Annotated in this window: 14 protein-coding genes; 13 read left to right on the top strand and 1 reads right to left on the bottom strand. The window is 43.6% G+C overall.

The window, feature by feature from the left end:
• Nucleotides 1–50: 50 nt before the first annotated feature.
• From BC351_RS07315 to BC351_RS07275, 8 genes are all read left to right on the top strand, one after another.
• Complete coding sequence (locus BC351_RS07315) at nucleotides 51–515, top strand: FAD-dependent oxidoreductase (RefSeq protein ID WP_341865972.1); 465 nt, start codon at nucleotides 51–53, stop codon at nucleotides 513–515.
• Nucleotides 508–1,521: an ABC transporter substrate-binding protein gene (locus BC351_RS07310; protein WP_079410194.1), complete on the top strand. Its 1,014-nt coding sequence runs from the start codon at nucleotides 508–510 to the stop codon at nucleotides 1,519–1,521. The genes BC351_RS07315 and BC351_RS07310 overlap by 8 nt, the downstream gene beginning before the upstream one ends.
• A 296-nt stretch (nucleotides 1,522–1,817) precedes the next feature.
• Entirely contained in the window at nucleotides 1,818–3,296 is a 1,479-nt protein-coding gene (locus BC351_RS07305; protein ID WP_079410192.1) for an Lsa family ABC-F type ribosomal protection protein, read from the top strand.
• Between the two features lie 1,033 nt (nucleotides 3,297–4,329).
• Complete coding sequence (locus tag BC351_RS07295) at nucleotides 4,330–5,826, top strand: hypothetical protein (RefSeq protein WP_079410189.1); 1,497 nt, start codon at nucleotides 4,330–4,332, stop codon at nucleotides 5,824–5,826.
• A 185-nt stretch (nucleotides 5,827–6,011) separates the two neighbouring features.
• Nucleotides 6,012–7,817 (top strand): sensor histidine kinase, encoded by a 1,806-nt coding sequence (locus BC351_RS07290; RefSeq protein WP_079410187.1) that lies wholly within the window; start codon nucleotides 6,012–6,014, stop codon nucleotides 7,815–7,817.
• On the top strand, nucleotides 7,817–8,872 hold the full coding sequence (locus BC351_RS07285) for a response regulator transcription factor (protein ID WP_079410185.1): 1,056 nt from the start codon (nucleotides 7,817–7,819) through the stop codon (nucleotides 8,870–8,872). Before BC351_RS07290 ends, BC351_RS07285 begins: the two co-directional genes overlap by 1 nt.
• A gap of 123 nt (nucleotides 8,873–8,995) precedes the next feature.
• Nucleotides 8,996–10,276, top strand: a complete 1,281-nt coding sequence (locus BC351_RS07280) for an ABC transporter substrate-binding protein (RefSeq protein ID WP_079410183.1) — start codon at nucleotides 8,996–8,998, stop codon at nucleotides 10,274–10,276.
• Nucleotides 10,277–10,411: 135 nt separating this feature from the next.
• Nucleotides 10,412–13,159 (top strand): discoidin domain-containing protein, encoded by a 2,748-nt coding sequence (locus BC351_RS07275; RefSeq protein ID WP_244208909.1) that lies wholly within the window; start codon nucleotides 10,412–10,414, stop codon nucleotides 13,157–13,159.
• Nucleotides 13,160–13,348: 189 nt separating this feature from the next.
• Here the strand turns inward: BC351_RS07275 and BC351_RS07270 are convergent, their stop codons facing one another.
• Nucleotides 13,349–13,732 carry a nuclear transport factor 2 family protein gene (locus tag BC351_RS07270; protein ID WP_079410234.1) on the bottom strand — a complete coding sequence of 128 codons (384 nt, stop codon included), beginning with the start codon at nucleotides 13,730–13,732 and terminating at the stop codon, nucleotides 13,349–13,351.
• A 543-nt stretch (nucleotides 13,733–14,275) separates the two neighbouring features.
• Here BC351_RS07270 and BC351_RS07265 point away from each other — a divergent pair.
• From BC351_RS07265 to BC351_RS07245, 5 genes are all read left to right on the top strand, one after another.
• A complete protein-coding gene (locus BC351_RS07265) occupies nucleotides 14,276–14,590 on the top strand; it encodes a hypothetical protein (protein WP_079410181.1) in 315 nt (104 codons plus the stop codon).
• Nucleotides 14,551–15,195 carry an AraC family transcriptional regulator gene (locus BC351_RS07260; protein WP_158082007.1) on the top strand — a complete coding sequence of 215 codons (645 nt, stop codon included), beginning with the start codon at nucleotides 14,551–14,553 and terminating at the stop codon, nucleotides 15,193–15,195. The genes BC351_RS07265 and BC351_RS07260 overlap by 40 nt, the downstream gene beginning before the upstream one ends.
• A 71-nt stretch (nucleotides 15,196–15,266) precedes the next feature.
• Nucleotides 15,267–17,591 carry a helix-turn-helix domain-containing protein gene (locus tag BC351_RS07255; RefSeq protein WP_079410177.1) on the top strand — a complete coding sequence of 775 codons (2,325 nt, stop codon included), beginning with the start codon at nucleotides 15,267–15,269 and terminating at the stop codon, nucleotides 17,589–17,591.
• Between the two features lie 280 nt (nucleotides 17,592–17,871).
• Nucleotides 17,872–19,758: a chondroitinase-B domain-containing protein gene (locus BC351_RS07250; RefSeq protein WP_079410175.1), complete on the top strand. Its 1,887-nt coding sequence runs from the start codon at nucleotides 17,872–17,874 to the stop codon at nucleotides 19,756–19,758.
• 139 nt (nucleotides 19,759–19,897) lie between these two features.
• On the top strand, nucleotides 19,898–21,547 hold the full coding sequence (locus BC351_RS07245; protein WP_079410173.1) for an extracellular solute-binding protein: 1,650 nt from the start codon (nucleotides 19,898–19,900) through the stop codon (nucleotides 21,545–21,547).
• Nucleotides 21,548–21,582: the final 35 nt, after the last annotated feature.

Below are 21,582 nucleotides of genomic sequence, written 5' to 3'. Positions count from 1 at the left end.
AGAGCAACCTCGAATCAAGAGCTACCCTAGCCTACAAGGAGAATAGTAAGATGCACACGTCCATCGAGAAACTGATTTCCGCGGGTGATCATCAAACCATTGATACCGTGATTCTCAAGAGTAATGAGGATGCAGTGACGTTCGAGCTGGAGGTGGACGAGGTAATTATCAATCACGGCTATGAACGCGACAGAGATCTGATGGCCAACAGCGAGGTGGCAATCGAGTTGAAGGATCACTGGATTGCAGGCTCGTCCATGAGCGAGACATCGGTGCCTGGGCTTTATGCTGCGGGTGATATTTTACACCATGAAGGGAAGCTGCATTTGATTGCGGGAGCATTCCAAGATGCGGCGAATGCAGTAAATAAAGCCAAGCAATATATTTCGCCGGAGGCCAATCCGCACGGAATGATATCTTCGCATAATGACGTTTTCGCGCAAAAAAACCGAGATCTGATGAAACACTTGTACGTCAAAACTGGTGAGCATGCCGGAGGAGAGCAATATGAATAGATGGATTGGTCTAATTGTTGCGCTTATCCTGCTGATAGGAACTCTAGCCGGTTGTTCCGGTTCTGGAACTTCCGTAGGGAATGTGTCTCCCACGAACGCTGTAAATGTGCGCGAAGGCGAGCAGTCGAAGGGAGCAAGTGCGCTTGAAGCGGGGGGCGGATGGCCAAGAACGATAACGGACGCGACCAACCACAATGTGGTGCTTAAGGAACGTCCGAAGCGCATAGCGGTGCTTCATCCGTTGTATCTGGATTATTTTTTCGCGCTCGACACACCTCCGATTGCCTCGGGAAGCGCAGCGAAATCGATGAAGGAGTTCGCTACGCTGCAGCCCTATGTCGGAAAAGCGGAGATAGTGGACTTGGGCGCTGGGAAAGACTTGAATATGGAAGCGATTATCGATGCCATGCCGGATGTGATTGTTACCTTTAAGGGCCATATCGATGAGACGAATTATGATAAGTTAAGCAGAATCGCGCCTGTCATCCAAATCGACTACAGCGATAAATGGGAAAATGCGACAATGATTTGCGCCCGAATTATCGGCAAAGAGGACAAGGCAGAGCAGTTGATCAAGGAAACTCAAGAAATTATTAAGCAAACCAAAGATCGATTGGGCAGCCTGAAAAATAAAAACTTCGCCTTGCTGAGAGTGGATAGTAAATCTAATTTTACCGCTCAGGGGATAAAAAACACGACGTACTATAACGAAACGACGGGCTTTGGGCTGATGAAACCCGATCGATATCCCGAAGATAGCGCCATTCTTTCTCTGGAGGCTTTGTCGGAGATGAATCCTGATTACATAATTATTCAGCACACGCTTGACGTGGCCAAAGAGGCAATTCGGGAAAAGCAAGGCTCGGCTGTGTGGAACGGATTGAAAGCCGTGAAGAACAATCATGTCCTCCTGTTCGATAATTCTCTCAATACGGGCAGCGTCCTGGCTATCCGCCTCGCGGCAGATAATTTCATGAAATTGGCGGAGCTGAAAGAGGCGGATTAGCTTGGAAATTGGAAAAATGCGCTGTGCATTCTTGATAATTAATTATTAGGATGATATAATGCTCATAAATTAATGACTGGAGTTGAAAGAATAATGTAGGATTTCTTGCTAACGATAAAACAGTAAAAGCGATATTTTCGCATGTTTTATTTTGTATGCAAGAAAGTTACATTATCTTTCACTCAAACGATATCTTTATTTAACTCCGTGCAGGGGTTGATTAACTGTGTTTATTTGAGCTACAAGAATGTAACTTTCTTGTAGCTTTTATTTTTTTCATACAGGAGGATAATGTTATGTCATTAATAAATGTAACAAACCTGACGTTTGCCTATGAAGGAACGTATGATAATATTTTTGAACATGTTAATTTCCAAATCGATTCCGATTGGAAGCTGGGGTTTACAGGAAGAAACGGTAGAGGCAAGACAACATTTCTCAATTTATTGCTTGGTAAATATGAGTACAGTGGAACTATATCTGCGAATGTCAGTTTTGAATACTTCCCTTTCCCTGTAGAAAACAAACAAAATAACACGCTTGATGTCATCAACGACATTTTTCCAGACTATGTTCACTGGCAGTTAATGCGTGAGCTTTCGTTATTAAAGGTTTCTGAGGATGTTTTGTATCGGCCATTTGATTCCTTGTCTAACGGAGAGCAAACGAAAGTTTTACTGGCTACTTTATTTATTAAGGAAAATAGTTTTCTGTTAATTGATGAACCAACCAATCATCTTGACATGCATGCAAGAAAACTGGTCAGTGATTATCTCAAGTCCAAAAGCGGATTTATTCTGGTATCTCACGACAGATCTTTTCTTGATAACTGTGTCGATCACATCCTTTCTATCAATAAGACCAACATCGAAATACAAAAAGGAAATTTTTCAAGTTGGTGGGAAAATAAAACAAGACAAGATAACTTTGAGCTTGCCGAGAACGAAAAACTTCGAAAAGACATTAATCGGTTGTCAAATTCGGCTAAGCGGACGGGCAACTGGTCACACGAAGTGGAAAAAACAAAAAACGGAACAAGAAATTCCGGTTCTAAGGTAGACAAAGGATATATTGGCCACAAAGCTGCTAAAATGATGAAACGCTCTAAAGCGATTGAACAAAGACAGCATTCTGCTATTCATGAAAAGTCTAAACTTCTAAAAAATATCGAGAGCTCAGAGAGCTTAGAGATTTCACAGCTTGCTTTTCACAAAAACCAACTTGTGGAACTGGATCGTGTTTCTATTTCTTACGGTGAGAAGATCGTTTGTGCAGATGTGAGTTTTACGATTGAACAAGGTGAGCGAATTGCTCTTTCTGGTAAAAACGGCTCAGGAAAATCAAGCATCATCAAACTTATTTGTGGTGAGGATATGAACTATACAGGCACCTTCAGGAAAGACAGCCAGTTGAGAATCTCCTACGTCTCGCAGGACACATCCCATCTTCAAGGCAATTTATCTGACTATGCGGCAGACTGCGGGATTGATGAAAGTCTGTTTAAATCGATATTAAGAAAACTTGATTTTTCCAGAAGTCAATTTGAAAAGGATATTGCCTCATTTAGTGGAGGACAAAAGAAAAAAGTATTGATTGCAAAAAGTCTTAGTGAGCATGTTCATTTGCACATTTGGGATGAGCCGCTTAATTTTATTGATATTATTTCCCGGATGCAGATTGAAGAGTTGCTGCTTGAATACTCGCCAACCATTCTTTTTGTCGAGCATGATAGGGAATTTTGTGAAAATGTTGCAACAAAAACCATTGAACTGTAGTAAGGTTTAATCAAATGGACAGGGAGATCATTCGGACGTTGGACGATGTCTCCCTGAACATTGTGCATGGTGAATTTCCAGCAATCATGGGGCTATCGGGGTAATAAAATTCTAGAGTGGGAGCTTGAAGCAACCAGTTCGTTGTTGCCGTAAGCAATAGCGCTTAGACTTAGGTCCGGCGGTAGCAATTTTCTATCCCATGCGTGTCCGTCTTCGGAGTATATGAATGATCGCATGCCAGCAAGAAAGAATTGACCGTGTGCATATGTTATATCACATAAATCATCTCTTCCCCCTGCTGCGATAAATTGACCATTACCGTACGCGACTGTACTGAGGTAACCTCCGCCAGATTTTTCAGGAATCGTAACTCTGGTCCAAGAGATCCCATCTGACGAAAAGGATGCTTCGTAGGGACCTACCGCGACGAACAATCCATCGCCATAGCAAACACTCCAATGACTATAACTATGATGCTTTTCCCATATTAATCCATCCGTTGAACGCAAACTCCATCTAATCCTCCAGAACCTACAGCAACAAAACGCCCATTTCCGTAAGTGATACCATTAAGCATTCGAGTTTTTTCTTTAGAGTCTGTCAAATGATAGGTCCATGTTTCTCCGTCTAGCGATGATGCGATTTCTTCTGATGCTACTCCAACAAATACGCCATCTCCTAAAGCTATTGATCTAAATGCTTCATGTTTCTATAACATGCAGCAAGTTTTAATATTTGAATTTTTTGAGTTGCATGGATTATGCGCAACTATACATGCATTTACAACGTCTGATTTTATGGGATTATTTGTTAGTAAGATTGATTAAAGGGAGTTGTGTATATTCTATGCAAAAAGCAATAATTGTCAGTTACTTGACGGAGAAAAGGAATAATTTAGAAGAACTTAACGAATTGTTGTCACAGGGGTGGAAAGTTGTTAGTCAAAGTTCTATGGGAGGTGGCGGACTTAATACGGTTCATTCTCTCGTAATACTCGAAAAATAGCCTTTAAGCGGAATGAAGGGGATAGTGTATGAAACGATGGAAGTTGTTTATTGTCGCAAGCGTGTTTCTAACGTTCATGATGGGGTGTGAGAGGGAGGCAAAGCCTTTGCCCGAACAGTATAGTGCAGGGAACTCTGTACAGCCGCAACCTACTGCGTCACCAACCTCTTTGCACAGTGAACCGCCTACCTATGTAGAGGACGGAGTCCATGCTGTTCAAATTACGCTGGAACCCAGAGGTTTTCTCAAGGCGCCTGTCATGACAGGGGTCGCCGACTCCCCACAGAAATACGCAATCGTATTCCGTGAGAACATGAACCGCCTAACAGTTGAAGAAGCACTGCTAAGGCTAGAGACTGCAGGGGAACCGCTGCCTGCAAAACCTGAACTTCGTTTCGAATGGCAAACAGATAAGGAAGTATACCTTACTGTTTCAACGCAAAGCATCAAAAAGAGTGACTATCCGTCACGCGGCTATAGCCTCGATGTGAATGGAGCATTAACGAATACGGGGCAGGTGCTAAGAGATGCTCCAATTTTCCGATCACTCGTCTGGAAACCGAGCCAACTCTGGCGAGTTTCGGCAGAAGACGGCCGTGTGGAGAAGCTCAGTTCGTTGTCCGAACCATTTCATTTACAAGCTCTTGCGGATTCCGAATATATGCTTGCTTCCCAATTTCTTGAATATTGTGAATGTGATAAGACGTTGCCGAAGTTATACTCTGTCTATGATGTCATGCTAGATACAATGACGACTTATCCTGTACCGCTTATGACTCAATATAAGGGGCAGGGTAATTTTACGATAGACACTCGAGGTTTTTTTTATGAGCAACCCAAGACGGATGAGACGGTTCCGCTAAGTTCTTCGGCATATCGAATTCATATCGACGGTTATGTGCATGGAGCAAAATTGAGCCATGACCGGAAACATGTGCTTCTTGCCATAGGCAAAGAGACACAAGAAGATAATTTGGATTTCGTTATCTATGATCTTGTTTCCAAGAAAGCAGTAACAATGTCGAAGATTCTTATTGGCAGAGTACTTGAAAGTCAGGTCTCTTCTGCCAAAATCCCTGTAGACTTCCAAGATGACGGTGCTTCTGTATTCACATATATGTATAACGATCAGAATTTGGGCATTACGGAATATCGTTACGAATGGCAGACAGGGAAGTTTGAACAATGGAAGCCTCCTGTTGCGGACCAGGCATGGAGCGGTTTTCTAGCAAGTGACGATAGTGCTTACCGATATTATTATAATGGTGGAATGTACCGCGGCAGTGAGAAGATTCAACTCCCGGACCGGATTTCCCCATTGCTTTGGCTGAAAGGAACTCATAACATTGCTTACACCAAAGAGATCAGCACGAGTCCCCATGCGTCTCAAACACTAGAGCTTTATAACGTAGACGAAAACAAATCACGAACCATCTTAAATCTCCCTCCAGGCAATCATGACTTCATTGGCGGAAGCAAGGATGGCAGTTGGATCTATGTCTTTACGCCGTATAAATTAGGATGACGAAACCTTGCGAGATATAAAAAGTCAAACACGAAGCTAATTGCTTTCGTGTTTTTTTATTACACGGCTAGTTTAGCAGCGCAATCGCAAATAAGTCCTATTTCGTTTTATTAGAAATAACTGTAAAATTAGTAATCTATCGGACTATTCCTGAAGTCCATACCTAGCAAAGAAGGAGGAGATCTATGGGCTTATTTCCAGTTCGCCGAATAATTCGAATGCTGTTTCATCCTTTTCAGAAGAGCCTAAGGTATAAGCTGATGTTGCTGATGGTTGCGATTGCGGTTATGCCTTTAGTGCTTGTCACGTTCTTTGCTGCCAAAACGACAAAACAATCGTTAAGTATGGAGATTATACGCTCCAACGAATCCAGAATGGAATGGGCAGCGAAATATTTTAATGAGAAATTTGATCAGCTGCAGACAGTGACCTATTCTCTACTGATGGATAACAACTTGTTCCCCAATGCCAACGGTGGAGCAGATAGCAGCAGAGACAGTCCAGAGAAAGCAGATTTCTATATCAATGAGAAAATGAGGTCGTTGTACATTGCCAATAACAGCAATATCGTGCGAATCACGTTGTATGTAAAGGCTCAGCATCGCTTGTTTATCGTTGATAATGATGCTGTTCGAACGACGGAACAGTTGGAAGCCCCTTTTGGCGATTGGGAGACGATGGACCGGACATCTCAAGGTGTGAACCGGATTATGCACGCCACGCCCAATTATTTTACGCTAGTTCACAGTATGAATCGATTTGACAATCGGGAGGTGCTTGGCGGCGTATCACTGGATGTTAGATGGAAGTTAATGAACAGTGTGTTTGATATGATTCATTCCGAGGCGGACAGCCAAGTTCTTATTTTAAACAATCAAGGGGATATATTGTATAATCCTTACACCAATACGGAAGTAGCAGCGCTAGACCCAGATTTGCTGGGGGGCTTCGCAGCGGACATGGTCGAACCTGGTTATATTCAGTTGAAACAAGGATTTCTATTTTATCAGCCCGTGGCGAACGATCAGCTCTGGATTATTAAATTTATTCCAATCCGTTATGTGACCAACAGCGCTTCTTCTACGCTGCGATTTAGTTTTATTACGGCAATTATTTTCAGCTTACTGGCTATCGTCGTATCGATCATGACCGCTTATTTTACGACAAAGCCGATTATAAGGTTGACGCATTCTATGAAAGCCGTTGAATTCCAAAATTTCGATGTGGGCGTCAGCGAACTGCGCAGCGATGAAATCGGGACGTTGGAAAAACGATTTAATTCTATGCTGCTGAGGATTAAGGAACTGATCCAGATTGAATATAAAAGCAAGATCGAGAAACGGACGGCTCAATTGAAAGCGATGCAGGCGCAAATTAATCCGCATTTTCTATACAATGCCCTGCAGTCGATTGGCGGAATTGCGCTTTCTCGCCATGTCCCTGAAATTTATGAACATGTACGGGCGATCAGCGATTTATTTCGATATACGATCAAAATGAAGTCGGACCTTGTCACGGTTGCGGATGAAATGGAGCATGTAGCCAACTATTTGCAAATTCAGAAACTACGTTTTCAAGACATTTTGCACCTTCATATGGATATTGATGATGATTGCCGTTTGTGTCCCATACCGAAATTCTCGCTGCAGCCTATTGTTGAAAATTGTTTCGTCCACGGTCTTGAAGGGAAGATGGGGCGGTGGTCGATCACGGTTCGAGCGCATAAAATCATGGACGAGGTTGAGATCAGCATCGAAGACAACGGCGTGGGGATGGACGTCATGAGATTAGAAGAGCTGCGTCAGCATTTGGACCGGGAGTCAGAGGATCGAGGCTTAGGAGGAAGCTTGGGATTAACCAATGTTCATGCGCGAATTAAGCTTTTTTTCGGTGATGCATATGGCCTCTTCCTGACGAGTTCATTAGGAGTTGGAACCATCATCAAAGTTGTTATTCCGGAAGAATTTTCGCAAGGAGAGGGGAATGCCTGATGAAAGTTGTCATTATTGATGATGAATTTTGGACGAGGGACAGTATTCGGCGATTGGGGGATTGGACACGTTTCGGAATTACTCAGATTGAGGAAGCGGAAGATGGGTTGAAAGGTCTGAACATCATTCAAGACATCTTGCCGGAAATTGTCATTACCGATATGAAAATGCGAGGCATGGGCGGGATTGAGCTATTGCAAAAATTAACGGAAGACTACCCTTTTGTTCGGAAGATTGTCGTGAGCGGTTATGAAGATTTCTCTTATACGAAGCAAGCCATCCTGTCTAGGGTCGATGAATACATATTAAAGCCGATTAATCCGGAGGAACTGAATCAAGGCTTGGAGAAGGCAATTCGCGAATTGCGAATTTCCCGTGGGCTGCATGCCGTGCAACCCTTGGATAAGGAAATACTGAAAGTCATTACGACGTATAAACAGATCATTGCGCGAACGTTTCAGGAGCTTCATCTTGAGGACATACAGGGACGCTTCTTGGAATTAGGCCGCCAATTGGAAGAGCAAGGGGCATTGCAGCCGGGGATCAACAATTCGTTGTATAAACAGTTTATGTTATTGCTGGAAGAGCAAGCGTCTATGGCAGGTGCGGATATCACTTTTATGCTGCCCATTCATACGGGGGCCTTTTTCGTGACAGACAATACGCCAATTATGCAATGGATTGAGGTATTATCAAGCGCATATGCGGCCGTATTGGAGGAGCTCATTCTTAGGAGGAAAAGCAAAAGTAGGATTGACATTGAGGACATCAGACAATTTATAGAACGCTCTTTTGCGGAGCCGATTACGCTGGAATCCATCGCAAACCGATTTTTTATCAGCAAAGAACATCTTTCCAGGACGTTTAAACAAGAGACGGGCTCGACCGTAATGGACTATATCATTTTCAAACGTATGGAAAAAGCGAAGCTGCTGCTGCAGGACCCCTCTGTCTCCATCAAAAGTGCAGCGGAAGCAGTAGGGTATTCGGATTTAAACTATTTTCATCGGATATTCAAAAAAATGACCGGAAATACCCCAGCGCAATTGAGGTGAACGTTATCCTTTTATATCAATATTATCCAGTCGAAGACGCAAATCCAGTCTACTGTGAGCCAGCAAGCAAACGTATATACTAAATAAAGTAAGCGTTATCATTTTGAGGGGAATGAAAATTCCATGAAGAGAGCACTTACCATCGTCATGATCTTAGTCAATTTGGGAGTGTGTTTCGCGTGCTCTGCCAAAGATCAGGGGACGAAGTTCGAAAGAGCTCCCAAAAAAGTAGAATTGAACATTTTCCTCGGAGGCATGGATCGATTCCGTGATCAGTTGGACAATTATTTCATCCAGTTCGCGGAGAAAGAGCGGAAAGAAAAAAATATCGTTGTATCATTTAATACCGAGTACCCTGGCAATGATAATGCTTCACAAATTTTAAAGACCCGTTTGGCTACTGGCGACGTACCGGATATTTTCAACATCCATGCGATGAACGATCTGCCGGATTACTACAAAGCCGGGTATTTAGCGGACTTATCCGACCAGCCGCTTGCCGGCAAGCTTCTTGACGGAATTAAGCCGCTTGTCACGATCAACAATCAAGTAGTAGCCGTGCCACTGGAGAGCTTGGAATGGGGCTATTTGTACAACAAAAAGATCTTTAACGAGTTGGGAATAACACCTCCATCAACGTTAACAGAAATGAGAACGATTACACAGAAATTGAACGATCATCAGATTAAACCTTTCTTGCTTAGTTACAAAGAAAGCTGGATTCCCCAGCTCTTCCTTTCCCTCACAGTTGGCGGGCTTGTCCATTCCAGCCATAGCGACTTTATAGACAGAATGAATAAGGATCAAGCCAGCTTTGCAGAGATCAAGGAAATGTTCGATATTATCGACCTCGTCAATCAAAACGGGACGGACCGCGCGTTCGAAGTCGGCAATGATGACGGAGCGGCAGATTTCGCTTCAGGCAAAGCGGCAATGTGGGTTCAGGGGCCTTGGGATGCGGATGGCATCATCAAGGTTAATCAAGGTTTGGAATTTGGCGTGGCCCCGCTGCCGATCAATGACGATCCAAGATCAACGATGATTAACGTTGCCGTATCGACATCCTTAGCTATGCCCCCCGACAATAAAAACAAAGAAATTGCCCGCGATTTACTGAATTATATGCTCGACGACCTTGCATCCAATGAGCTTTATCAAAGCCTAAAATTCAATCCTGTGTCCAAAAAGCATACCTATAAACCGTATCCTTGGGTGGAGGATGCCTCAAGCTATGTCAATAGAGGGCTTTCCTATAAGGATTTGTCGATGCCTTCTGCGGTAAAGGACGAAGTCGGCAAGGCGCTGCAAGCTTACTATTTGACCAAAATCTCCAAAGACGATGTTATTAAGGCACTGGATCGGACATGGAAAGAGGCTAACGCAATCGCCAATAAAAATAAGTAATAATGAGAAATTTCCTTGAAGGGGGTGAGGCAATCCAAGAGATGGCAGCAACGATGCAAATGGATGGATGTGGTACCGTATCGGATCGATTTGCAAGCGGTTTAAAACTTATTTTTATCTGAGGAGGGAACTAATATGTTCAAACGAATGTCTTCCATTTTTTCCGCTGTAGCGGTCGTTGTCAGTCTATTTCCGCTTCATGCGGGCGTTTCTTACGCAGCAGGGCCGACGACACCAACAGGCCTCGCCGTTACTTGTACGACGAATTTATGCAATGTCAACGTAACAGCCGTAGCCGGGGCAACGGGCTATAATGTATACCGCTCTTCCAGCAGTGGAGGCGTGTTCAGCAAGGTCAATACTACGCTTAATCCATCAAGCAGCTATACAGATGTTGGCTTAACGGCCAGCACGACATTCTATTACAAAGTTTCAGCCGTTAACACTGGAGGCGAATCGGCCTTGTCGTCAGCGGCTTCTGGAACTACACAGTTGAATTTAGGCCCTAATGTGTATATTGTTGATCCCTCGATGTCAACTGCAAGCATTCAAAGCACGGCAGATACCATTTTTGCTTCGCAAGAAACGAATCAATTTGGCAATCAACGGTATGCGCTATTATTTAAACCAGGTACCTATAATAATCTCAATATCAAAGTTGGCTTCTACACACATGTAGCAGGTCTAGGGCAGAATCCGGGTGATGTAAATATTAATGGCGGGGTGAATGCAAACGCCAAATGGATGAACGCCAATGCGACCCTGAATTTCTGGCGCTCCATCGAAAACTTTACCGTGACTCCGTCCATCGGCAGTGCGCAAATTCCAAGCGGAGCCATGCAGTGGGCGGTTTCCCAAGCTGCACCAATGAGGCGCGTGCATGTGAAAGGCAGTATGTATTTGTTTGACTTTGATCCAAGCTGGAATGCTGGCTGGGGAAGCGGCGGTTATATGGCGGATTCCCAAGTCGACAGCTTCATTCTGCCGGCGTCGCAGCAGCAGTGGTTTAACAGAAATAATCAATATTCGGAATGGAAGAACGGCGTTTGGAACATGGTGTTTGTAGGTGATGCCACACCTCCGGCAGGCACGTTCCCAACCAAACCGTATACGGTTGTTGATCAAACACCAGTTATGCGGGAAAAACCATATCTGTACATTGATAACACTGGACAATATAACGTGTTCGTTCCTGATCTTCAAACGAACACCAAAGGTGTAAGCTGGGCATCCGCGCCAACGCCAGGTCAGGCGATCTCGCTGAATCAGTTCTATATTGCGGATCCGGCAACATCGAATGCGGCGAGCATTAATGCGGCATTAAGTCAAGGCAAGAACTTATTGTTTACGCCAGGCATTTATCATCTGAACGATACGATTCGTGTCACGAACCCGAACACGGTTGTACTTGGACTCGGATTCGCGACGTTGGTACCGGATAATGGGCAAGTCGCTTTATCGATTGCCGATGTGGACGGCGTGAAAGTTGCCGGATTGCTGTTTGAAGCCGGTTCCGTGAACTCACCTTCCTTAATGGAAGTTGGTCCTACAGGAAGTTCGCAAGATCACTCGGCTAATCCGACATCCTTGTATGATTTGTTCTTTGGCATAGGCGGCTTTGCACCAGGCTCGGCAGACGTCGCCCTGAAAATCAACAGCAACCATGTCATTGGCGACGACTTCTGGATATGGCGCGCAGACCACGGAGCAGGTGCGGGCTGGACGACGAATGCCAGTAAGAATGGGCTGATTGTCAACGGCAATAATGTCACGATGTACGGTTTATTTAATGAACATCATGAACAGTACCAAACCTTATGGAACGGCAATGGCGGCCGCGTATACTTCTATCAATCCGAGATTCCCTATGATGTTCCTAGCCAATCGGCTTGGATGAGCAAGAATGGAACCGTCAATGGTTATGCTTCCTATAAAGTAGCCGATTCCGTAACTAGCCATGAGGCTTGGGGGCTTGGCGTTTACTCCTTCTTCAGGGATGCAGCGGCAAAGCTGGAAAGCGGTATTGAGGTTCCCAATGTGCCAGGTGTGAAGATCCACCATATGACAAGTGTATGGTTGTCCGGTATGGCTGGAAGTGAAATCACCCATGTCATCAACAACTTGGGCGGCAATGTTTATGCCAATTCGCCAACAGCGGCTATGGTTCAAACGGTTGCTGAATTCCAAGGCACTGGCCTTGGCGATACGCTAGCTCCGACGGCACCGTCCAATTTAGCGGCAACAGCGGCTTCCAGCAGTCAAATCAACCTAAGCTGGGGAGCTTCCACGGACAACGTAGGCGTGACCAGCTATGATATTTACCGCAATGGCGCGAAAGTCGGTTCTTCTGTGACGACATCTTATGCCGACAGCGGTTTAACACCAGCGACTTCCTACAGCTATACCGTGAAGGCGAATGACGCGGCTGGGAATAGTTCTGCGGCCAGCAACACTGCCAATGCCACAACACCGTCAGCCGGAGGAACTCAAACGCCGCTTGACCGGTCTGGATGGACAGCGACATCGAATCCTACGAGCGGTGATGTGCCTGCCAATCTGCTGGATGGCAGTATGTCTACTCGCTGGAGTACGGGTACTGCGATGGCTCCTGGTCAATACTTTATCGTGGATATGAAGAGTACCAAGAACTTTAATCAGATCGTGATGGATTCAACTGGCAGCAATAATGATTATGCCCGCGGCTATGAAGTTTACGTCTCGAATGACGGTACGAACTGGGGCAGCGCGGTAGCAAGCGGGACAGGAAGCACGGCGAAAATTACAGTCACTTTTGCCGCGCAATCGGCAAGGTACTTGAAAGTGGTGCAAACTGGAACCGTCTCGAATTGGTGGTCGGTTCGCGAATTGAATGTATACAATTAATTTAGCAAACGACAATGAGGGTGTCCCATAAGTAAGAACTAATGACTTCTAGGACACGGCTGCCATTCAGAAAAATGATTTTTAGGCTATGTTAAATTCTAATGTTGATATTTGACCATAAATAAACCGCCTTGGTGAAAAGGCGGTTTATTGAGCTATCGTTCCTCTATAGTTGAAACGTTGTATTACTCAACTGTAATCTTCAATCAATGAGATTTTTCCTTCCTCAATCTCGAATTTTGACTTTCCATTTAGTTGCAGCTTTTCCCCTATTTTTAATCCGTTAGGTAAATCCACGGCAAGAATACCTTCATAATCTATTCCAACCTCTACTTTGTCATCTATGACACTGTACTCGGTGATTATCTGGCGACGGCTGGAGAACATCGTTGACGACTGTTCTGCCAATTCCCTAAATGCTTGTATTCCTCTGGTTTCCGTGGTGGTTTCTCCATAAGAAATATTCCTAAATATTATATCCTTGTGCAAGAGGTTAACCATGCCTTCAATTTCAAATGAATTGTATGCCTCAAGATAATTTTCAATTATATCCCTTATTTCTTTGCTAACCATAACCATACTCCTCTCCTTGACCTTTATATATAGAAGACTTATTCCCAATACAATAGTACCATATATTGGAACAATTCTGCCCATTCGTATTAACAAGAATAACAAATATCAACAATAACGTTTAACATAGCCTAACAAAATCATCTGAAAAGAAGAAAGCCTGCAATTGTGCATCTTTTTAGGCTTGATTTCATCTGTTGGAGGTAAATTCCTGCGATAATGCATCTTTTTCTGATTTATTTTCCATTTCAGGCTTAAGATGTCTAAAAAGCCTGCACAATTGCATCTTTTTTAACATTTCAAGGGATTATTTTAGAGAAAGCCTGCATTTTTGCAGGTTTTTACTACCAGGTGACCGAACGTCGACGCTAAATACAAACTTGGCTTATGGGACAGCCTCATTTTGTTTATCATAATCATCATGTATTTTGAATAAACACATAATTCTGACTAAAAACACATGTAAATTTATTGTAAGTGCCCATATAATGAAAACTATCATGGGCCCATGATAGTAATGAGTTGAGAGAGGGGCTACTTCATTTGAAAACAGATACGTATAACTCCCGTTTTCTTCGCAAACGGAGCACTACCACGATGGTCGGCGCTGTTATGGCTGTTGTCCTATTGGCAGGATGCAGCAATGCCACCAATGAAGCAGCGCCAACGTCAGCTTCGAGTGCACCAGCATCGGCGCCCATTCATATTCTTCTGTCCCATTCCGAATTTGCCTATGCCAAACAGGCGAAACAAGACGACATCTACAAGAAAGAACTAAATCGTTTGTCTGGTTTCAACGTCAACTATGATCGCGCATCGTGCATGACAACAAGGAGCAGTTGTGGTCGTTCAAGTTGAGTGCCAAACGGCTGGCGAGCAGTTTATGGCATCTGCGTGAAGCGGAGATTGAGGAAGAACTGAGCACGCTGAAGCATGAATTAATCGCGGACAGGTTAACGGCCAATGATATGGAGCGAAAACTTACGGGGTATCTCGCTTTACTGGAGGACGAGTTTCGCTCATCTGCAGGGCAAGAATTGCCTGTTCCGCGAGGTGTAGAGAAGAATGCCCAACAATTCGAGGCGTTCGTCACCCAGATGTATGCCGCAATGGGATCGATCCGAGGGATAAGGAACTGGGGATACGGGAAAGTGATCCAAGCTGCTATTGCCTATTTGGATAAGCATTACGGAGATTCTGAACTCACCTTAACCAAGCTGGCTTATGACCTCCAGGTGAAGCCTGCGAATTTCAGTCATATGTTTAAATCGGAGCTTGGCGTTCCATTCAGCCAATATCTGATCCGCCTGCGCATGGATAAAGCAGCCGAACAACTATCTGGATCGGCCAAAAAAGTTTATGAAATTAGCGCTTCCGTAGGATTTCCGGATTACGTCCATTTTTCCAAAATGTTCAAACGGCACAAGGGGGTTACGCCAACCGAATATCGCCAAAAAACTTGATGACACCGTTTGTAATCGCTCTCATAAGCCATGTATAATAGGTACAGAAATATGGTCAGGAGGTCATTCGTATGCGGCTGCAGCTCCGAAAATATAATAGGAGTGTAATTGTAACATGGATATTCTCTTACTTATCTGTATTGTTGGTTCCTATTGTCATTAGTTTAATTCTTTACTCTGCCACGCATAGTCTGGTGGAGAAAGAAATTAATCGGGCAAATGAGCTGCTTCTCACGCAAATCGAATTATCCATTGACAGTAAGCTAAAAGGCTTGGAACAATTAAGTGTGGAAGTGGCTTTAAACAAAAATATAGTCTCTTTCACGAATGTAGAGAAGCCATTATCCGATGATCATTATTTTCAACTGTTCAATATCGCCGAGAATTTAAGAACCTATCAGAATGCAAATGATTATATTGAGCAAATTTACGTGATGTACGCGAATAGCGATACAGTTATATCTACGTTTAACCACATCGATTCCCGTGGTCTGCATGCCATCATGAGACAGCGCGATGAGACTACCTTTGAGGAATGGACTCAGTTATTTGCTGGTAAATATGTCAACAAGTATTCCCCCATGCTGTATTGGAACGAAGGAAAGCCCACGTCTACGGTAATGTTTGCCCGCTCGCTCATCTTTAATAATCCGATACAGCCCCATCCCATTCTTATTTTCCTAATTAATGTGAATAAGCTGTTGGAAAGCCTTCCGCAATACAATGATTCGAGAGTTTTGATTCTGGATAAAGATAATCACTTCATTGCATCGTCCAAAGATAAAGAGAAGCTTCAAGACCAGCTGCCTTATGAGCGTTTGCTTGGGAAAAAGGGTTTGGTTTATGCAGAAATGAATCAAGATAAAGCGGCATTGTCTTACTTTACATCTGAGCTAACGGGTTGGAAATATGTATCGGTTTTGCCGGCAAATATTTTCAATGAAAAGATGGAATATTTGAAAGAAATAACAAGATTGAGTATTGCTTTAGGTTTGTTGATTGGCATCATTGTTACGATTATTTTCCTGCGAAAAAATTATATGCCGATACAGGTGCTGCTGCAGAACATGACGCAAAAATCAGGGTTTCGTTTTGATGGGAAATCAAATGAATACTCATTTCTACAAAACGCGCTTCATCATACGTTTGTGGAGAAAGATGCCATCAGCGACCGCTTAAAGCTGCATAATAATACGATTAGAGCTCATTTCTTGACACGTTTATTGAAAGGACAATTGGAACGGAAATTTCCGCTTCAGGAATCTTTCATCGCCCACAACGTTCAATTCCATTCCGATCGATTTGCGGTGCTGCTTTTCAGTGTGGATGCTTATGGCAAGCTGCAATCCGATGAAGGGCGGGACGCTTTCGGGCAAAAGACGCAGATGCTCCACTTTATTCTAAGCAATGTGATTGAGGAGTTGGCCGGAAAGAACGCGACGGTTTATTCGACGGAAGTGAACGAACTGATAGCTTGTATCATTAATTTGAAGCCAACTCTAAGTGAGGAAGAAGAAATCAAGGAATTAAATCGGATGGCTTCTCAAACGCAAGCCTTCATGAAGGAACATATTTATGCCGAAATGACGATTGCTGTGAGCGGAGTTCACAGTGATGTTTATGGAATTTCACAATCGTATCATGAGGCATTGGAAGCGCTGGAGTATCGAATCGTACTTGGGAGTGGACAACTGATCCAGTACGAGGAAAAAAGTATCGAGTCTGCTCAATCTCAGCGGAATTATTATTACCCTCTAAGCGTTGAACAACAGCTTATTTACTATGTGAAGACGGGCAACTTGCCCAAAGCGCAGATGCTGTTAGGAGAGATTTATGAGGCCAATTTCAAGGTCCATCCTGTTTCGGTTGCCCTTGCCAAATGCCTTTTGTTCAATCTGGCAAGTACTATGCTCAAAACGCTGGATGAGGTGAGCACGATCAGCAGGCGTAATTTTGAGGCTCATGTCAAAGACGTAGAATGTTTGTTGATTTGTGAAACGATTCAGGAAATGATGACGCATATGAACCGGGTGCTCATGCAGATATGTGAATGGATTCAAACAGAAAAGAAAAATCATCATACCTATTTGATTCATGATATACGAGCCTATATTGAGATGCATTTTCGAGATGTGAATTTGAATATTTCGATGATCGGAGAATCCTTTTCGTTAACGCCATCCTACGTGTCCAAAATATTTAAAGAACATACTGGAGAAACACTGCTTGATCTCATCAACCAAACGCGATTGACAGCGGCAAAGGCACTTCTTTCCGAGCAAAAATTAACTGTTAACGAAATTGCCGGGCGTGTGGGTTATGCCGATGTGAGCACATTTTTGCGCATATTCAAAAGATTTGAAGGGATGACTCCTGGCAAGTATCAGAAGATCTAACTTTGGTAAAGAGTCCGGTATGGGCTCTTTTTTTTTGATTTCACATAGTTGTTTGCAAAATACGATCGATTGAGTTTATATTTTACACATCATACTTGCTTTTGCCTATCAACAAATGAAGCCAAATGAGGTTCAATAATGATGTAACACGAGATAAACTAGAGGTAGAAGACGCGGAAAGGAAGTGGTGTTCAGAAAAACTTCGTAAGACTACATTATTGTAAGCACTCTTATGTCGCGGTAATCAATCAGATTAGATGAAAAGGAAGGTGTTAGTTATATGAGGATGTCACTGAAGAAGGCTTCACTGCTGCTGGTATGCGCATTGTTGTTTATGAGCTTGATTCCTGGATTAGCTGCTGCTGCAGACACCAAATTTACAATTTCAGGGTCTAGTGTAACGGCAAGCTCCAATGATGGGAATGTTCCTGCTAATACGGTAGATGGAGATGCATCAACTCGCTGGTCAGCCAGCGGTGATGGGGAGTGGATCAAATTTGATCTTGGTTCTAGCGCAACAGTCGCTTATCTCAAAATTGCTTTCTTAAATGGTTCGACACGCACCTCATCATTTGATATTCAGACTTCTTCAGACAACACGACCTTTACGACCATTCAAGCGAATGTAACAAGCAGCTTGGTAGAAGGCCTGCAAACATTTGATTTTCCTGATGTTGCCTCTGTCAGGTATGTGCGCATTGTTGGGCACGGCAATTCGCTGAACGCTTGGAATAGCTATACGGAGGTAGAGATTTACGGAAATGGAAGCGGAACTCCCGTTGAAGATTCAGTAACGGTTTCCACCCCCGGACAACTGCAAACGGCAATTAACCAAGCCATTCCAGGCAGGGTAATTTATTTGGAGAACGGTACTTATTCGCAATCAGGCGCTTTCAATCTTAATGGGATTCACGGTACGGATGGCAATGAAATTACAATTAAAGCCGCTAATCGCGGGCAAGCTATTCTAGCTGGCGGAGCATATTTCAATCTTTATCAGTCGTCTTATGTGACGATTTCGGGTTTGAAATTCACAACTACAACGAGCACAAGCAACTATGCTGTGAAAATCGATGAATCCAGCCATATCCGTTTGACACGTAATGAATTCAATCTGAATGAAACCGGGGTTAAGAACACTTGGGTGAATATCAGAGGTGTCAACAGCGACTATAACCGGATTGACCGAAATGCATTCCGCTCCAAAGCTGACCCAGGACCCATCATCGCTGTAGATGGAAACGGAAGCAGCTATATGTCACAGTATACGATGATTGACGGGAACTATTTCTATGACAGTGGACCAAGGATTGATAACGGGAAAGAGAGTATTCGTCTTGGCTTATCCGGAGTATCTTTATTAAACGCGAACTCGACAGTCGAGAATAATTTATTCGAGAATTGCGATGGAGACCCCGAAGTTATTTCGGTGAAGAGCAGCAACAATACGATCCGTTACAATACAATTCGGAATTCGCAAGGGCAGGTAACCGCAAGACACGGGAATAACAACAAGTTCTATGGCAATTTCTTTCTGGGCAACGGAACTAAAGCCGGAGTTGGAGGTTTCCGAATTTATGGCACAGATCATCGCATTTATAATAACTACTTCGAAGGTCTAACCACGGATGCTATTAATCTGGATGGGGGAGATTGGGATGGTGGACCAAATTCGACGAACTACGGCAGTGGGGATTTAAGCAAGCATTGGCGAGTATACCGAGCGCAAGTTGCGAACAACACGATCGTTAACAGCACATTTGGCATCATCGTCGGCAGAAGCTATACCTCAGCACCCGTAGATAGTCGAATAGCCAACAACATCGTTCGCAATAGTACAGGGACGCTTTATGAGGAAGTGAAAACATCGAACACTGTGTTTGAAGGGAATATTGGCTTTGGCAGTACATTAAATAATCGTTCAAGATCATCATCGGAAATTCTCAACATAACGCCTTCGTTCACAACGATCAACGGTTTGCAGAAGTTAACTGCTGGAAGCGCAGCCGTTAATGCCGCTGTTGGCAGCTATCCTTATGTAGTAGAGGATATGGATGGCCAAACGCGTTCAACAAACGATATTGGGGCAGATGAATATTTTAGTTCTTCTACTCCTATTGTCCGTGCACCGCTTGCGGCTTCGAATGTAGGGCCAGACAGCCCATAATGTAAAAACTAAACCCGTACGCAAAACCTCGTATTTCTGGTTTTAACGTACGGGTTTAGTTTTTGAATATATACTTTTTCTAATCTTTTAAGCAAAATGAAACATGCACACCGTTAACTATTGATTAGGGGGAACCAATATGGAAAGCCTAAGATCACAAGGAAAGCATCGCAAATATGGCGCTGCGGGGTTAAGTATCCTCATGTTAACAAGTATTGTACTTGCGGCTTGCTCGGAAACCGGAAGTACTGGCAAGGATGGCGTAAATACGCCCAATGCTGATCCAGCCAAGTCTACAGCAACCTATCCAATGAATACGAAGGAAACGCTAACATCATGGGAAGGCATAAATAACAATGCTATCACGTTTTATCAAAATTTGGCTGAAACTCCTTTTGGCAAGCAGCTCGCGAAAGAAACGGGTGTTGAAGTCAAGTATGTCCATCCGAATGATCAACAATTGAAAGAACAATTCAATCTCATGATTGTCTCTGAGAAACTGCCGGATGTCATTGAATACGATTGGACAGGGCGAAGCTCGGGGTCTTACCCTGGCGGACCCGAGAAAGCCATTAGCGATAAAGTCATTCTGGAACTGAATGATTTGATTGATAAATATGCGCCGAACTTGAAGAAGAAGCTGCAGGAGGACAAAGAGCTCGACAAAATGATCAAAACGGATAGCGGCAAATACTACGTATTTCCGATGATCCGCAACCCTTCTGGACTTGTATTCCGTGGACCGATTATTCGTAAAGACTGGTTGGATGAACTTCAATTGCCTTTGCCTGAGACGATCGATGATTGGGAAAAGACATTGATAGCGTTCCGTGACAAAAAGGGAGCAAAAGCACCGCTTAGTGTGACTTATGTCAATGGGAATTTTGAGATTCGCGATGCTTTTATCGGGGCTTATCATACTTCAAACAGCTTCTATCTCGATGACGCAGGCAAAGTCAAGTATGGACCTGTCGACCCCCAATATAAGGACTTTTTAACCTTGTTCCGCAAATGGTATGCAGAAGGCTTGTTTGATAAAGATTTTGCATTGACGGACGGGAAAGTGCTGGATACGAAGATGCTTGGCGGTCAAACAGGTGCAACCGTTTCCTTGCTGAGCGGAGGCATGGGAAAATGGATGGATGCCATGAAAACGAAGGATCCGAAGTTCAATTTGGTAGGTTCGCCTTATCCAGTCCTTCAAAAGGGAGAGAAGCCTTTTACAGGGCAGCGAGATTTCAAGTATAATCCTGGTCCTAGCAAAGCAGTTTCGGCAACAACGAAAAATCCGGAGCTGGCTGTTCGCTGGCTGGATTATGCTTACAGCACAAAAGGCAGTCTATTGTTCAATTTTGGCGTCGAGGGCGAAAGTTATGTCATGAAAGACGGAAATCCTGTGTATACAGATCAGATCGTGAAAAATGAGAAGTACAGCTTGCAGCAAATGGTCGCACAGTTTACAAAGCCAAACGGTCCTTATGAAGCAGATGAACGTCGAAACTGGAATACATATCCTCAGCAAGATGAGGCGGTCAAAATATGGTCAAATACCGATGCGGCTAAACATACAATTCCAGCATTTCTTACGCCAACCGCAGAAGAAAGCAAAGAGCTCGGCAAAATTATTAACGATATAAGCAATTATAAGGAAGAAATGTTTGCGAAGTTTATTATGGGCAAGGAACCGCTTGAGAATTATGGCAAATATGTGGAACAAATTAAAAAGCTGGGCATTGATCGCGCCGTAAACATTTATCAGAATTCGCTTGATCGCTATAACAAGAGATAGAGAGGTGGTATTTCAGTGAAATCAAATTCATTCCC

Origin of the sequence: Paenibacillus ferrarius (genome assembly GCF_002027705.1) — a bacterium.
GTDB lineage: Bacteria > Bacillota > Bacilli > Paenibacillales > NBRC-103111 > Paenibacillus_E > Paenibacillus_E ferrarius.
Note: the sequence above shows the minus strand (reverse complement) of the source record. Positions and strands in the feature narration are given on the sequence as shown.

Bases quoted from the DNA above. Each gene is read 5' to 3' on its own strand.
- BC351_RS07315 (WP_341865972.1), top strand. From the start codon at position 51: ATGCACACGTCCATCGAGAAACTGATTTCCGCGGGTGATCATCAAACC.
- BC351_RS07310 (WP_079410194.1), top strand. From the start codon at position 508: ATGAATAGATGGATTGGTCTAATTGTTGCGCTTATCCTGCTGATAGGA.
- BC351_RS07305 (WP_079410192.1), top strand. From the start codon at position 1,818: ATGTCATTAATAAATGTAACAAACCTGACGTTTGCCTATGAAGGAACG.
- BC351_RS07295 (WP_079410189.1), top strand. From the start codon at position 4,330: ATGAAACGATGGAAGTTGTTTATTGTCGCAAGCGTGTTTCTAACGTTC.
- BC351_RS07290 (WP_079410187.1), top strand. From the start codon at position 6,012: ATGGGCTTATTTCCAGTTCGCCGAATAATTCGAATGCTGTTTCATCCT.
- BC351_RS07285 (WP_079410185.1), top strand. From the start codon at position 7,817: ATGAAAGTTGTCATTATTGATGATGAATTTTGGACGAGGGACAGTATT.
- BC351_RS07280 (WP_079410183.1), top strand. From the start codon at position 8,996: ATGAAGAGAGCACTTACCATCGTCATGATCTTAGTCAATTTGGGAGTG.
- BC351_RS07275 (WP_244208909.1), top strand. From the start codon at position 10,412: ATGTTCAAACGAATGTCTTCCATTTTTTCCGCTGTAGCGGTCGTTGTC.
- BC351_RS07270 (WP_079410234.1), bottom strand. From the start codon at position 13,732: ATGGTTAGCAAAGAAATAAGGGATATAATTGAAAATTATCTTGAGGCA.
- BC351_RS07255 (WP_079410177.1), top strand. From the start codon at position 15,267: ATGCGGCTGCAGCTCCGAAAATATAATAGGAGTGTAATTGTAACATGG.
- BC351_RS07250 (WP_079410175.1), top strand. From the start codon at position 17,872: ATGAGGATGTCACTGAAGAAGGCTTCACTGCTGCTGGTATGCGCATTG.
- BC351_RS07245 (WP_079410173.1), top strand. From the start codon at position 19,898: ATGGAAAGCCTAAGATCACAAGGAAAGCATCGCAAATATGGCGCTGCG.